Origin of the sequence: Variovorax sp. Root318D1 (genome assembly GCF_001424835.1) — a bacterium.
Taxonomy (GTDB): Bacteria; Pseudomonadota; Gammaproteobacteria; order Burkholderiales; family Burkholderiaceae_C; genus Variovorax.
Genome location: NZ_LMCQ01000013.1, coordinates 1 through 14056 on the forward strand (window position 1 = coordinate 1; position 14056 = coordinate 14056).

Here is a 14056-nt window from a genome sequence, read left to right on the forward strand (position 1 = left end):
TCCGCGTAGTCGGTGATCACGAGCGAGTTGTTGCCCGGGTTCACGTTGATGGTGTTGTTGGGCGGAATGAGCGGGCGCAGCACCGGCAGCAGGCTGTTCGGCGATTCGTAGTTGAGCCTGAAGATCTGCGTGACGATCTGGTTGCCGGCCACTGAACCCGCGCTGGGCGTGGCGGTGTTGACGGTCTGGGTCTGGAGCTTGGCGTCGGCCTCGGGCACCACCTTGTACAGGCCCTCGGCCTCCACCACGGCAAAGCCCTGCAGGCGCAGCGCCGAGGCGAACTGGTTGAACGCGGCGGCCGGCGCAATGGCTCGGTCGGTGACGAGGTTCATCGTGCCCTTGACGCGCGGATCGACCACCACGTCGCGGCCGGTGACCACGGCCATGGTGCGGGCCACGGCCTCGATGTCGGCGTTGGAAAAGTTGAGCGTGATGGGCTCGCCCCGGCGCGGCGCATCGGGACTGCCGGCTTGTGCGAATGCGGGCGGCACGGCCTGCATGAAGGTGGCGGCAATCAGCATCTGCGCTGCGAGTGCAACGATGCCGAGGCGGCTGCCGTGCGAAGTCAGTGGCTTCTTCATGATCAACCCAGGGTGATGATCGAACGCGCGTTCTCGCGCCGTCCGATGATGTTCAACAAATTGGAAAGTGCGTCTTCGCGGCCGGCTGCGGCGCTGGCTTCGCCGTTGAAGCGAAAGGCGGTGCCGTTCCAGCTGCCGCTGCCGTTCAGCTGCAGGCTGCCTTCGCGGGTGCTCAGCAGCAGGCTCGGCCGGCTGCCGCCTTCGAGCGTGAGGCGGTAGCTGCCCATCGGCTTCAGGGTCGAAAGGCTCGACGACACGTCGGTGGCGTCGAGTGTGGCCTGGCCTGCGATGCGCAGCACGGGGCCGTCCCACTGCATCGACAGGGCCTTGGTGGAAAGGTCGAGCGTGCCCTCGAGCTTGAGCGTGTTCCAGGGTGCGCCCAGGCCGGCCAGCAAGGTGGCGGGCCAGCGCGAACTGCCGTCGCCCCATTGCAGCTGCATGCCGTCCGCGCGCGGGCTGGCCTTGAGTTCGAGCGGCCGGGCCGTGCAGCAGGGCAGGTCGAGCACAGCGAACATGCCGTTCCAGGTGGGCCGCATGCGCCAGTTGAGCGATCCGGGCAGCGATACCGCCTCGGCGCCCCCGGCACCGCTTGCCAGCACCACCGCCGCCGCGCCGTTCCAGACCGTGCCGCGCGGGTTGACGAGCAGCAACCGGCCCTGGCTCCAGTTCGACAATGCCGCGGCCAGCCACCGGGCGGGCGCGAACAGCACGAGCGAGAGCAGCGCGCCGATCACGATGCCGAGAACGGCCCAGCGCCAGCCGCGGCGCGATGTGGGCTCGGAAAGAGAGGAGCGCGTCACCATGGCGGGCGTGCTCAGCGGGCCGCGGGCAGCGCCATCACCAGCGTGCCCTCCCAGCGCACCTTGGCGGGTTCCTGAGGGTCCTTGTTGCCTGCTGCGGGCGGCACGGCGGCCGAACGAGTCAGGTGGGCTTCGCGCGGGACGGCGTGGGCATTGCCGCGCGCCTGCGCGAGCCACTGGGCCAGGGCATCGGCAGGCACCGCACGCAGCGTGACGGTGGCGGCGCCGTCGCCGCTGGCGGTCATGAGCTGGGCGTTGCCGCCCAGGCTTTGGCGCACCGAGGTTTCGAGGCCGCGCAGCGCGTCGTCGCGATTGAGGCGGGGCTGCGCCTGCAGGGTCTTGGCGCGGTTCTGCAGAGTGGCCATTTGCTGCAGCTGGGCATCGAGCCGCGCGTGTTCGGTCCGTGCTGCGGCCAGCGTGCGCAGCGCCGGGGCAAGCCCGATCCACCACAGCAGCGCGAGCGCCACCAGCGCGGCAGCGATGGCAACCATGCGCCGCTCGCGCAGATCGAGGGAAGCCCAGCGGGCGCGGAGTTGTTCGGCGAAGTTCATCGCGAAACCTCGGCCTGCACCAGCAGCAGATCGCCTTCGGCGCGCACGCTGTAGCCGCGCGGTCCCATGGCGCCTGAAAGCCGCGTGAGCTCCGAAGGCTGCAGGGCCAGGCCGCGCAGGCGCAGTTGACCAGCGCTGTAGTCGATGGCGCTGGGCGTGCGGCCGGGCGGAAGGTTGGTGGCGAGCGCGCCGATCATCGGTTCGAAGTCGCTGCCCGCGACGTCGCCCACCGCCTGCTGCAGCGCGGCGACCTCGCGCGCCATCTGTACCGGCGCATCGACCACGAGTTTCACGGAAGGGAAGGTTTGGGTCAGCATGGTCTTGACGGCCTGGCGCTTGGACTCGAGTGCGTTGCGCTCCTTCCAGGCCCAGGCGTTGAGGCCGATCAGCTGCGTGAGCAGCAGGGCGATGACGCCCCAGCGCGCGGCGCGCCACTCGGGTGCGTAGCGCAGCGTCTGGAACACGGATGCGAATTTCTTGCCGGCGCGGGCGCGGCCCGTCACGGCAAGGTCGAACTGCGCAAGCTCCCAGGGCGAGCGCGCAGCCTGGAGCCAGCGCTGCGGCGCTTGCACGATAGGCAGGCGCCGTTCGAGCAAATGCTCGGCGGCTTCGGCGACGGCGGGTTCGGCGGAAATGACGGCGGTGTCGAGCGGCAGGCTGCCCGCGAGCGCCAGCCCCGCACCGGCCAGCGGCAGCGAGACGACGCCATCGGCATCGCACACGGTGAGCTGCGGCGCCTCGGCAACGCCCGTGACCTGCAGCAGAGGCGGGCTGTCGGCGGGCTGCGGCGCAAATTCGGGAACGATGCGCAGCACGCGCCGTCCCGTCGATTCGAGGCCCTGCACGAGGCTGCGCAACCAGATGCGATTACAGGCCGCCACCCAGACCGGCGCGCCGGCCTTGGCCTCGGGTTCTAGCGCGAAGTGCAAGGCTTCAGGCTCATCGAGCAGTTGCTCTTCGAGCAGGCCGTCGAGCACCGCGCGCAATTTCGAGGTGCTACCCATGCTGCCCTTGGGCAGCGTGACCCGGTGCCAGGAAAGCGCCGCGGCGGGAATGCCGAGCATGACTTCCGTGCTGGCCGGCAGCAGCGTGAGCAGCGCGCGGCCGTGGCTGCGCAATGCGATGCCGTCGTCGCCTGCCTGGGCCCAGTCGTACTCGCCGGCGGTGTCGGCCGGAGGGAGGGGGGCAATGAGCAGCAGCGGTGTCATTTCTATTTGGGAAAGGGCGGGTGATTGTAGGGTTGCGCCTGCTGGATAAGTGCTACTTTATTTGTAGCGTGTGACGTAGATGCGACGCGGGCCGGACGATTTTTTGGTGCAAGAAATTCGCGGAGGATGGCGCGACTCAGGGTTTAGCCGGAGGGGCGGCCAAGCCGGCGCCGCGGTTGCGCCAGATCGTCTTCACGGTAATGCCATCGCGCTGCAGCAGCGAGCGTTCTTCGACCCAAGTGCGATCGAGCCGCAGCCTGCCGTAGACCTCGAAGAACTGGGTGCTCACGCTGTGCTGGTTGGCGTTGAACTGGGTGCCGCCGTTCGGAAGGGCGGTGTTGGCGTCGGCAATCTGCTTGAAGAACGAGCGGGTGCGCTTTTCGACCACCTGGCGCGCATCGCTGATGCTCAGCGACGGCAGGCTGGCGCTGATCGCCTCGGCACTCGCGGTGTTGATGTTGAGCGGCGTGCGCACCGGAAGAATCGTGACGTAGGGTTCGAGGGCGGCCGCGGTCGAGGGCGAAAGGCCGAGCCACACCAGCTGCGAAACCTCCTGCGGCATCAGTGGCGCCGCGCCGGCATCGCCCCCGCCCGCGGCATCGGTTCCGGTGGCGAGCGCGCGCACGAGGGAAGCGGTCATCGCGCTGAGCTCCGAGGCCGGCAGGCCCAGGATGTTGAACAGCTTGGTGAAGGTGGCGACGCTCGCCGGCACCGGCTTGTTGCCGTCGACCAGCGACAGCACGTTGAGCTTGGATTGCGCATCGACGATGCGGCCCGAGAGGAATGCGTCGGGCAGTCCTTCGAGGTTGTCGCTGGCCACGTTCTTTTCGGCCGACAAAAAGCTGGCGAGCCTCGCTTCGGCGAGCGGCACGGCCCAGGGCTCGGCCAGGTGGTCGGGTCCGCCGGTGAGCGCGTCTTCACGCAGGATCAGGCGTGACCAGTCGAGCGCGCCGACCAGCACCCACGCCGCCTGCACGCGTCCGCGCTCGGCGGCCTCGACCTCGGACGCACGCCATTGCTGCCACAGCGCGGCGGCGGAAAAAGTGGCGACCAGCATCACGGTCAGCATGGCCGCGAGCAGCGCGGCGCCGGACTGCCGCCCGGTACTTGCACGCGGGCGGTTCGCAGAGAAAGGACGAGGTGCCGTCACGATCGCGGTGCTCCCACCGTCGGCTTGACCCAGTCGCGCGTGATGGCGCCCGCCAGCCCGTCGCCGGGCGACAGGTTCAGCACCAGGCGAACGCCGTCAGGCATGTTCACGATGGCGCCCGTGGGGTTGGCCGGGTTTGCCGGATTGGGCGTGCCGCTCGGCAGCTCGCCCGCCGGGCTCCAGGTGTTCTCGCGGAAATAGAAGAGTTGCCAGCCGTCGACCGGCATCAGCGCGGTTTCTCCGCCGCCGCCTTCCTGCGCCCAGGAAGCGGCCATGTTCCAGGCCTGCTGCCATTCGCCGCGCGTGGTGAAGGGCTGCGACTGCCAGCGCCGCCAGCGGGTGCCGTCGACGCCCGAGCGCAGCGTCCACGCCACCACCAGCATGGCCGGCGCGGACGCATCGCTGCCACGGCGCGTGAGCCGCAGCACGCGGCCGTTCCAGTCGATGGGGCGGGTCTGCGCGAGCGCGGTCACGGCGTCGAGGTCGGTGCTCCATTGCGAAAGCGTGGTCTGTAGCGTCAGCACCGCGTCGGCTCGCTGCTGGTTCTGCGCGGTGGCGCGCGACATGGCGTCGAGCCCGCGCCAGCTCATGATTGCCAGCAGCGCCATGACTGCAATGGCCACCAGCAACTCGATCAGCGTGAAGCCCCGGTAGGTTTGCCGGTTCGCGACGCGGCGCATCAGAAGCGGCCCACCACGGTCGAGATGCGCAGCACCGGCGCGTTGGCCTCATCGCGCACCTGCACGTCGACGCGCCGGAAGTTCGGGTTGAGCGTCGCGATGGTGGAGGTGGTGACGTTGAATGAAACGCCGGCCTGCACGCAGATGGAACCCGAATCGCCGACGGCCGGCATTTGCCGCGCGAGCCGCGCCTTGGCAAGTTCGTTTTCTGCGCACAGGTCGGCCAGCAGCAGATCGGACTGGCGCTGCGCATTGCGGGTGAGCGACATCGTGGCCTGCGATCCGGCGGCCAGCGCCAGGGCGACGATGCCGAGCGCGATCAGCACTTCGATCAGCGTGAATCCGCGGCATGCCGATCGGCGCCCGTTCGTCGTCATGGCGAGCTCACGGAGAAGGGCCGCAAGCCGTCGGTGGCAACGCGCAGCGAACGCGCGGGCGGGCCTTCGGAATAAAGGACGATCTGCTGCGCGGCAATGATCGGATCGGGCCCCAGCAGCACGGCGGGAATCGGCGCGCCGTTGGCCAGCGCAGCCTGGGCGCTGATGCCGCTGGTGGCCCAGCCGTTGGGCAGGGCGTCGGGCGGCAGGCCCTCGAACACGAAGCTGCCGCCTTCCACCAGGCGCCATCGCACCGCGACGCCGCTGGCGCGCGACTGGGCACGCGCCGATTCGAGCAGTGCCGCGAGCCGGTCGGCCTCGCGATCGAGCCGGGCCGCGCTGCTGTCGCGCATCGCGAAGGCCACGCTGGCGGTGGCCATCGCGATGATCGCGATCACCACGATCAGCTCGAGCAGCGTGAAGCCGCCGCTGCGCCTACTGCCAGCTGCCGATGTCGGCATTCTTGCCCTCGCCACCGGCCTGTCCGTCGGCGCCGAGCGAGAGCACGTCGATCTCGCCCTTGATGCCCGGGTTCATGTATTGGTAAGGGTGGCCCCACGGATCGTTGGGCAGTTTTTCGACGTACGGCTTCCAGTTGGGCGCGGCCGGGCCGGCGGTGGGGCGCACAAGCAGCGCCTGCAGGCCTTGCTCGGCGGTGGGGTAGCGTTGGTTGTCCAGGCGATAGAGCTTGAGCGCCTGCATCAGGTTGTTGATGTCGGTTTTGGCGGCGGTCACGCGGGCGTCGTCCGCGCGCTCGATCACGTTCGGCACGATCAGCGCGGCAAGCACGCCGATGATGACCAGAACCACCATCAGCTCGATCAGCGTGAAGCCGCGCTGGGCGGTGCGGGTGGCGGCGCGAAGGATTTTTTTCATAGCTTGGGTGACGTGATGCGGAAGGCGCGCTGCATGATAATCCGCGGCCATGACAAGTCCCTATTCCGCCGCGCGCTGGCACGCCCCCGTTGCAACCACGGGACTCTGGGCGCTGGCCGCTGGTGCGGCGGTGTTCTGGGGGCTTCGGCTCGCGAGCCCGGCGGAGCCCGTGGCCGCGGCGGCCACGATGCCCCGACCTTCGGTTTCAGCCGATGCGGATGCGGTGGCGCGGCTGCTCGGGGCGGTTTCGGCATCGGAAGCGGCACCCACGATGCCGGAGGCCGCCAGCCGCTTTGCGTTGTCAGGCGTGGTCGCGGATCCGTTCAACCAGGGGGCGGCCCTGATCTCCATCGACGGCAAGCCTCCGAGGCCGTTTCGCGTCGGTTCGCGTGTTGGCGACAACTATGTGTTGCAGTCGGTGGGGGTGCGCTCGGCGACGCTCGGCGCCAGCGCATCGGGGCCGGCGGCGTTCACGCTGCAATTGCCTGTGCGGGCGCCGATCAGCGTTGGCAGCCCGGTGCCGGTGGGCATGACGCCGTCGCCACGGCCCAGCGGCCTGTTCCCAGCCACGGCGCCCGCCGTCGTGGCGCCGCCTCCCGAGGCGGCTGCGCCGCAGCCGGTGCCGCCGCAGGCGCCCGTGCAGCAACCCCCCACGCAAGCTGCGCAGTAAGCGCAGGCGCGCGACTGGGTCAGGCCTGCAAGAACAGCCGGTACGCAGGGTTCGCGGTTTCCTCGACGTAGGGGTAACCCAGTGTCTCGAGGAAGGCATCGAAGGCCGCCGCATCGCTCGCTGGAACCTGCAAGCCAACGAGGATCCGGCCGTAGTCGGCGCCCTGGTTGCGATAGTGAAAGAGGCTGATGTTCCAGTTGGGCCGCATCAGGCTCAAGAACTTGAGCAGCGCGCCCGGGCGCTCCGGAAAGACGAAGCGCAAGAGCCGCTCGTCATGGGCAAGGCCCGTTCGACCGCCCACCAGATGCCGCAGGTGCTCCTTGGCGAGCTCGTCATGCGTGAGGTCGAGCGCGTCGAAGCCGTGGGCAATGAAGTTTTGCGCGATGGTGGTTGATTCGCCGCGGGTGGATGTGGTCAGGCCCACGAACACGTGCGCCTTGGCCGCATCGCTGATGCGGTAGTTGAACTCCGTCACGTTGCGCGGCGCGCCGCCGATCGAGGCGGTTTCCTTCGACTCGGTGGCCGGCATCTCTCCGACCAGTTCGCAGAAGCGCCTGAAGCTGCCGCGCTCTTCGGGAATGGTCACCGCGAACAGCGCCTCGCGTTCCTCGCCCACCTCTGCACGCTCGGCCACGAAGCGCAGCCGATCGAAATTCATGTTGGCGCCGCACAGGATGGCCGCGTAGGTTTCGCCGTGGCGACCATGCCCCGCCACATACTGCTTGATGGCGGCCACGGCAAGCGCGCCGGCCGGCTCGACGATGCTGCGGGTGTCGACGAAGACGTCCTTGATGGCCGCGCAAACCGCATCGGTATCGACCGCGATGTATTCGTCGACCAGGTTGCTGGCGATGCGGAAGGTCTCTTCGCCGACGAGCTTGACCGCCGTGCCATCTGAAAACAGCCCGACATCGGGAAGGCTCACGCGCTGGCGGGCGGCCACCGATTGCATCATTGCGTCGGAATCGTTCATCTGCACGCCGATCACCTTGATCTCCGGTCGCACCGCCTTGATGTAGTTGGCCACGCCCGAGATGAGCCCGCCACCGCCGATCGCCACGAAGACCGCGTCGAGCGGGCCCTGGTGCTGGCGCAGGATTTCCATGGCGATGGTGCCCTGGCCTGCGATCACATCGGGATCGTCGAACGGATGCACGAAGGTCAGCCCTTGCTGCGCCTGCAGCTCGAGCGCGTGAAGATAGGCATCGGAATAGCTGTCGCCATGCAGCACGACCTCGCCGCCGAAACCGCGCACCGCGTCTATCTTGAGCCTGGGCGTGGTCACTGGCATGACCACCACCGCGCGCGTACCCAGCTTGCGTGCGCCCAGCGCCACGCCTTGTGCGTGATTGCCGGCCGATGCGCAGATGACCCCACTTGCGAGCTGTTCGGGCGTGAGGTGCGCCATCTTGTTGTAGGCACCGCGCAGCTTGAAGCTGAACACCGGTTGCTGGTCTTCGCGCTTGAGCAGCACGGTGCAGCCAAGCCTCTCGCTGAGCGCGTTGGCTTTCTCCAGCGCCGATTCGACCGCCACGTCGTAAACGCGGGCGTTCAGAATTTTTCTGAGATAGTCGGCGGGCGATAGTGCCGGAACAGGGACGTCGCGCACGGTTTTTTCCAAGGGGAGTTTCAATTGATAAATGACGATGATAAGAGGCATCGGGATTGCATACGGGCCATGACATGGACACAAATGTCATAAACCTCATCCTGAGAGCCCCAGCGGCGAACGATTCCGGTTTTTCTGAGCGCGCCTATCCCGCGATCCATCCGTCCGCCAGTCAGTTAACAAATGAGCAAAATTTGTTATCAGTTTCTGTCAGCGACCTTTCCAAAGGACTGATGCAGGCAGAAGCGGCGCGCGTACAGCGCGGCGAAATTGGGCGACCCACCTGGCAGGTGATGGGCAACAGGTTGCGAGCCCATGTCGTCCCTTTGCTGGGTGCCGTTCAAGCACAGGCGTTTGCCACCGCCGATGCGCAACGCCTGATTGACCATCTTGGAGAGCAGGGCTTCACCAGCACGACGATCGCGCAATACCTTGTATTGCTGCGAAAGGTGGTGACGCATGGCGTCAACATTGGTGTGCTTCGCAATGCGCCGGCGTTTCCGAAGGTCAAGGTGCGAAGCCAGCCACGCGGCAGCTTCAGCGTTGCGGAGTACCGGGCGGTCGTGGCAGCTGCGCGCAGATTGCGCGGACAGTCGCACCCGGTGCTCGACCAGCTGGCAACCGGCGAGCGCTTCTGGATTGCGCGCGAGTTGCTCGTCATGCCGGAGGAACTGCCCTGGTTGATCCGCTGGATGGTGAACACCTTTGTTCGTCCGAGCGATATCAAGCTCATGAAGCACAAGCACATAGAAATCGTGCGCGGCAAGCACGTCTATCTGCGAATGAACTTGCCCGAAACCAAGCGTCACAGCCAGCCCATCGTGAGCTTGCGTCCTGCTGTGCGGGTCTATGAATGCTTGCTCGATCGTCGTCGCGAGCAAGGCTCTGGCGGGCCAGAAGACTACATCTTCATGCCGCAATTGAAGAACCGCGAGCACGCGCTTGCAGTGCTCAACTTTCTTTTCCATTGGGCGCTCGAGGTGACGGCGCTCGAGAAAGGTCCGCTCGGTCAATCGAGAACGCTCTATTGCCTGCGCCACACCGCAATCACGTTGCGGCTGCTGTATGGCCAGGGCATCGACATGCTGACCTTGGCGCGCAATGCGCGCACCAGCGTGAACATGGTCGAACGGTTCTATGCGTCGGTTTTGAACGGTGAAATGAACGTGGGCCTGCTGCAAAGCAGGCGTGGCCGCGCCAGTTGAACAAAGCCAAAAAGCCGCCCGGCTTGCGCTGGGCGGCTTGACACTGAATCGACTCGAACTGGCTGGAGCCAGCATCGGATCAGACCCGTGATCGATCAGAACGCGTGGCGGATGCCGAAGTCGTAGCCGGTCGAGTTCTTCGGGGTGAAGACGTTCGCGGCGTTGTTGGCGTACGGTTGATTGCCCACGGACAGCGCTGCACCGTTCTTGTTGCTCACGCGAGCGATCGTTGCGTACAGAGCCGTGCGCTTCGACAGGTTGTGAACGTAGCCGAGAGCCAGCTTGTTGGCCTTCGGGTTGTTGTTCTGGTCGTTGAAGAACAGGTCGTCGGTGGTGTTGCCCGTCTTGTACTTCACGGCCGAATAGGAAGCGCGGATCAAGCCGGCACCCACGGGGACCGTCACGCCCAGCAACCAACCGTTGAGCTTCGTGGATGGCACGGAAGCCGGCTGCGCCACAAAGTTGCCGTCGATGTTGGTCTTCAGCTTGGCCTGCGACAGTTCGCTGAAGAGTTTGACGGGACCGAAGTCATAGGAAACGCCAAAGTTCAGCGTGTTCACGTTGCCGGTCGTGCCAGCGTAGAAGTCGTCCGCGACAGTGCTTCGACCATAGGCCAGTGCAATGTCGAGCGGGCCATTAGCGTAGCCGAAGCGGCCACCGACATAGCGACCGGCACGCGAATTGTTCGCGACGTTAGGCGTAGCGAGGCCCGGATCGTAGTTGGTCTTCTCGTGGAACGCGTACATCAGTTGGCCATAGAAGCCACCGAGGTTCGGCGGCAGGAAGTAGCCAATCGAGTTGCTGGAGCGCGTGGAGTTGAGGTTGCCACCGAAACCGCCCGCGCCGCCCGTGGGGTTGAAGCCATTGGCCGTGGAGATCAGGTTGGTGCCAACGCCATTGGTGCCGAACGGATCGAACACGGTGTCGTTCCAGAAGCTGGGGGTGTAGTCGCGGCCAAGGCGAACTTCACCGAAACCACCCGACAGGCTCACGGTCGAACGGCGAGCGAAGGTCGAAACGCCGGTGGCGCCGTCGTCATTGGTGATTGGCGCTTCGAGCCAGAAGCTGGCTGCCAGGCCGCCGCCGAGGTCTTCGGTGCCGCGGAAGCCCAGGCGGCTGGAGTTGTAGCCCGAATTGGCCAAAACGGTCTTGCTGGTCTTGACGCTGCCCTGGTTCACATAGAACGGGTTGTAGACGGGAACACCGAAAGCGTTGTACGACACGCCGTTGTTCAGGTCACGCGATGTGGACGAGTAATGGCTGATCGACGCGTCGACCACACCGAAGAGCGTGACGGACGACTGAGCCGAGGCAACACCGGCGACAGCCAGGGCAGCCAGAGCAACTGCCCTTCCGCCACAAAAACTAGAGTGGATTCCATCCTCGACGGATCGGCGGCGCCGGAAAGAAAAAAGCCCCGAGCTTTGCAGCTCGGGGCTAAATCCACCAATTGGAAGGGTGGAGGAGACAACCGGTGCGCACAGGTTCGTGCGCGATGAAATAAAGTATATCGACTGTTTGTTGCGTTGCAACAAGCAAGTGACGCTTTTCCCACACACAAGTTGATTTCAGCGACTTTTTTTGCTGAATACCCTGATTGGACCTGACGAAGATGGAATGCACAGTAACTTGGACGGGGGACGCCGGCACCCGTTCGGCCATGGGTTTTGTGGCTGAAACCGGCAGCGGCCATGTCCTGACCATGGACGGCGCGCCGGACGCCGCAAAGCCCGAAAACGGCGGCCAGAACCTGGCTGCCCGCCCCATGGAAACCGTGCTCGCCGGAACCGGCGGCTGTACGGCCTATGACGTGGTCCTGATATTGAAGCGCGGCAGGCACCGCGTAGAGCGCTGCAGCGTCAAACTGACCAGTGAGCGCGCAGAAAAGGACCCTAAGGTCTTCACGAAGATCCACATGCACTTCACCGTGGCAGGCAAGGGAATTCCGGTGGCGGCCGTCGAGCGTGCCGTCGCCCTGAGCCATGAAACCTATTGCTCGGCCAGCATCATGCTCGCGAAGACGGCGGAGATCACCACCAGCTTTGATCTGATCGAAACCTGAACCCAGAAGGCTTTCAGATCCGGTGCGCCAGGGTGGTCATCACCCGGGCGGCGAACCGCATCAGAGCCTTGGCTGGAGCCGGCAACTCCGCGGCCCCGCCATCGATCGCCTGGGCGGCATGCCGCGCTTCATCGACCTTCATTTGCTCAACCACCGCCCTTGAGGCGATGTCGGCAGCCGGTAGCCGGCCCAAATGGCTGTCCAGGTGGGCTTCCACCTGGCGCTCCGTTTCCGCGACGAAGCCCAGGCTGAGCGGATCGCCCAGCCGTCCGGCAACCAGCCCCAGCCCGAAGGCGCCTGCATACCAGAGCGGGTTCAAAACCGAGGGGCGGGCGCCGAGATCATCCAATCGCTGGCGGGTCCAGGCGAGGTGATCTGTTTCCTCGTGTGAGGCTTCGAGCAGGCGCTTCCGGAGAAGGGGGTCGCGCGCTACCGCCGCCTGCGCGGTGTAAAGCGCCTGGGCGCACACCTCGCCCACGTGGTTCACCCGCATCAGTGCGCCGGCCTCGCGCCGTTCCGAGTCGGTCATTTCACCGGGCGCTTGAAGCGGGGCAGGCATGGCACGCGTGGCATGCGGTCGAGCAAAAAGGGTGCGCAATGCCGCATCCGCCGCGGTCAAGACGGGATCGAGCGAAGAAGTCATGCCTCTATTTGAACTTATGGTGAAAAGACCAGGCGAAACACTTGCTTCATTTCACATCGTGGTTCGTGACGCAGTCCAAGCCTTTGTTGCAGGACTGCAACGAAACGCACGGGCCACCCGACTTTTCGGGCGATTTGTTTTGCCCTGCCGCAGCGGCTCTGGTGCAATAGCATCAACTTCCCAAAAGGAGGTTGGCCCGGGGTCCGGTGGGAGCACTAAGTGCCAGTCACAGTGAGCCCTTCGCACCGGAGCCCTATGTTTAACCTTGGAGAAACTTGCAATGAAAAAATCTCTAGTTGCTCTGGCTGCCCTGGCTGTTGCCGGTGTTGCCTCGGCTCAGTCGTCCGTCACGCTCTTCGGTGTGGTCGACGCGTCGATCAGCGGCTACTCGAGCACCTCGCGTGACCTGAACGGTGCCACGCTCCTGAACCCGTTCTACCTGAACCAAGGTTCGGTCAAGACGAGCCGTCGTGAACTGGCGAACTCGGGCTACAACTCCAGCCGTATCGGCTTCCGTGGTACGGAAGACCTCGGCGGTGGCCTGGCTGCCAGCTTCTGGCTCGAAGCCCCGATCTCCAACGACGACGGCCAGCAAGGTATCGCGACGTTCGCTCGTCGTTCGACCGTGAGCCTGTCGGGTGGTTTCGGTGAAGTCCGCCTCGGCCGTGACTACACCCCGACCTTCTGGAACGACACCGTGTTCGATCCGTTCGGCACCAACGGCGTTGGTACCAACCTGATCTCGACGGCGAACACCGCCTTCGGCAACTTCCTGACCCCGGCTGCTTCGACCGCTCCGTTCACCAACGTTGCCAACAGCAACTACGTGCGCTCCAGCAACAGCATCGGCTACTTCCTGCCGCCGAACCTGGGTGGTTTCTACGGCCAACTCCAGTACGCCTTCAGCGAGAAGACCAAGTACGATCCGGGCACCGCTACGCCTAACGTCGCGAACAACTCGCGCGCTGGCCGTTACATCGGTGGCCGTTTCGGCTACGCAAACGGTCCTCTGGACGTTGCAGTTGCCTATGGCAGCAGCACGATCGGCGACCAGTTCTACGTCGGCACGACCACCAAGGTCAACACCCTGAACCTCGGCGCTTCGTATGACTTCGGTCCCGTGAAGCTCTTCGGTGAAGTGTCGCGCGCCAAGAACAAGATGGACTTCGAAGTTGAGCCGTTCGCTGGCGGCCGTCCTGACGTCGACCTGACCGGCTACCTCCTGGGTGTGACCGTTCCCGTCGGTGCTGGCCTGATCCGCGCTTCGTACTCGCGCGTCAAGACCGACTTCAACGCTCCTGAAGTGCTGTTCGCACCTTCCGTTGCTGACCCGAAGGCTAGCAAGCTGGCTCTGGGCTACGTGCACAACCTGTCGAAGCGCACGGCTCTGTACGCAACGATCGCTCGCGTGAGCAACAAGAACGGCGCAGCCTACACTGTTGGCGGCCCGGCCTTCATCAGCAACAGCGTCTTCACCCCGAAGAACTCGACCGGCTACGACTTCGGTATCCGTCACGCTTTCTAATTTGAGGCTGGCTTAAGCCAGCTTTGAATCGAAAGACTAAAAAGCCACTCGACGAAAGTCGAGTGGCTTTTTTATTTGGGGTTCGCTGGTGCATCGGCTCTGGCAATGCGCACCATCGG

At 65.3% G+C, this 14056-nt stretch carries 16 protein-coding genes; 4 read left to right on the forward strand and 12 right to left on the reverse strand.

What is annotated here, in order from left to right:
• From ASC78_RS13690 to gspG, 9 genes are all read right to left on the reverse strand, one after another.
• The coding region (locus tag ASC78_RS13690; RefSeq protein ID WP_327198124.1) for a secretin N-terminal domain-containing protein at positions 1-581 on the reverse strand (581 nt) is incomplete at its 3' end.
• Between the two features lie 2 nt (positions 582-583).
• Entirely contained in the window at positions 584-1384 is an 801-nt protein-coding gene (gene gspN / locus ASC78_RS13695; protein WP_055802216.1) for a type II secretion system protein N, read from the reverse strand.
• A gap of 11 nt (positions 1385-1395) precedes the next feature.
• A complete protein-coding gene (gene gspM / locus ASC78_RS13700; RefSeq protein WP_055802219.1) occupies positions 1396-1932 on the reverse strand; it encodes a type II secretion system protein GspM in 537 nt (178 codons plus the stop codon).
• Positions 1929-3140 (reverse strand): type II secretion system protein GspL, encoded by a 1212-nt coding sequence (gene gspL, locus ASC78_RS13705; protein WP_055802221.1) that lies wholly within the window; start codon positions 3138-3140, stop codon positions 1929-1931. The genes gspM and gspL overlap by 4 nt, the downstream gene beginning before the upstream one ends.
• 136 nt (positions 3141-3276) lie before the next feature.
• Complete coding sequence (gspK, locus tag ASC78_RS13710; protein WP_443082721.1) at positions 3277-4293, reverse strand: type II secretion system minor pseudopilin GspK; 1017 nt, start codon at positions 4291-4293, stop codon at positions 3277-3279.
• Positions 4287-4970 carry a PulJ/GspJ family protein gene (locus ASC78_RS13715; RefSeq protein ID WP_055802225.1) on the reverse strand — a complete coding sequence of 228 codons (684 nt, stop codon included), beginning with the start codon at positions 4968-4970 and terminating at the stop codon, positions 4287-4289. Before ASC78_RS13715 ends, gspK begins: the two co-directional genes overlap by 7 nt.
• The gene (gene gspI, locus ASC78_RS13720) at positions 4970-5347 is read right to left on the reverse strand and encodes a type II secretion system minor pseudopilin GspI (protein WP_055802227.1); all 378 of its coding nucleotides are present in this window, start codon (positions 5345-5347) and stop codon (positions 4970-4972) included. Before gspI ends, ASC78_RS13715 begins: the two co-directional genes overlap by 1 nt.
• Positions 5344-5808, reverse strand: coding sequence for a GspH/FimT family pseudopilin (locus tag ASC78_RS13725; RefSeq protein WP_055802229.1), 465 nt, complete (start codon positions 5806-5808; stop codon positions 5344-5346). Before ASC78_RS13725 ends, gspI begins: the two co-directional genes overlap by 4 nt.
• On the reverse strand, positions 5783-6223 hold the full coding sequence (gene gspG, locus ASC78_RS13730; RefSeq protein WP_055802231.1) for a type II secretion system major pseudopilin GspG: 441 nt from the start codon (positions 6221-6223) through the stop codon (positions 5783-5785). Before gspG ends, ASC78_RS13725 begins: the two co-directional genes overlap by 26 nt.
• A 49-nt stretch (positions 6224-6272) precedes the next feature.
• On the opposite strand from gspG, the gene ASC78_RS13735 reads away from it, so the two are divergent.
• Positions 6273-6893: a type II secretion system protein N gene (locus ASC78_RS13735; protein WP_055802233.1), complete on the forward strand. Its 621-nt coding sequence runs from the start codon at positions 6273-6275 to the stop codon at positions 6891-6893.
• Between the two features lie 19 nt (positions 6894-6912).
• Here ASC78_RS13735 and ilvA read toward each other — a convergent pair whose 3' ends face one another.
• Complete coding sequence (ilvA, locus tag ASC78_RS13740) at positions 6913-8526, reverse strand: threonine ammonia-lyase, biosynthetic (protein WP_055802297.1); 1614 nt, start codon at positions 8524-8526, stop codon at positions 6913-6915.
• A gap of 50 nt (positions 8527-8576) precedes the next feature.
• Here ilvA and ASC78_RS13745 point away from each other — a divergent pair, with 50 nt between their 5' ends.
• Positions 8577-9707: a hypothetical protein gene (locus tag ASC78_RS13745; RefSeq protein WP_055802235.1), complete on the forward strand. Its 1131-nt coding sequence runs from the start codon at positions 8577-8579 to the stop codon at positions 9705-9707.
• A 95-nt stretch (positions 9708-9802) separates the two neighbouring features.
• On the opposite strand, the gene ASC78_RS13750 is transcribed toward ASC78_RS13745, so the two are convergent.
• Entirely contained in the window at positions 9803-11047 is a 1245-nt protein-coding gene (locus tag ASC78_RS13750; protein ID WP_055802300.1) for a porin, read from the reverse strand.
• 272 nt (positions 11048-11319) lie between these two features.
• On the opposite strand from ASC78_RS13750, the gene ASC78_RS13755 reads away from it, so the two are divergent.
• Positions 11320-11769, forward strand: a complete 450-nt coding sequence (locus ASC78_RS13755; RefSeq protein ID WP_055802302.1) for an OsmC family protein — start codon at positions 11320-11322, stop codon at positions 11767-11769.
• A gap of 13 nt (positions 11770-11782) precedes the next feature.
• Here ASC78_RS13755 and coq7 read toward each other — a convergent pair whose 3' ends face one another.
• Positions 11783-12412 (reverse strand): 2-polyprenyl-3-methyl-6-methoxy-1,4-benzoquinone monooxygenase, encoded by a 630-nt coding sequence (coq7, locus tag ASC78_RS13760; protein WP_055802237.1) that lies wholly within the window; start codon positions 12410-12412, stop codon positions 11783-11785.
• A gap of 280 nt (positions 12413-12692) precedes the next feature.
• Here coq7 and ASC78_RS13765 point away from each other — a divergent pair, with 280 nt between their 5' ends.
• Positions 12693-13937 carry a porin gene (locus tag ASC78_RS13765; RefSeq protein WP_055802239.1) on the forward strand — a complete coding sequence of 415 codons (1245 nt, stop codon included), beginning with the start codon at positions 12693-12695 and terminating at the stop codon, positions 13935-13937.
• The last annotated feature ends 119 nt before the right edge of the window (positions 13938-14056 follow it).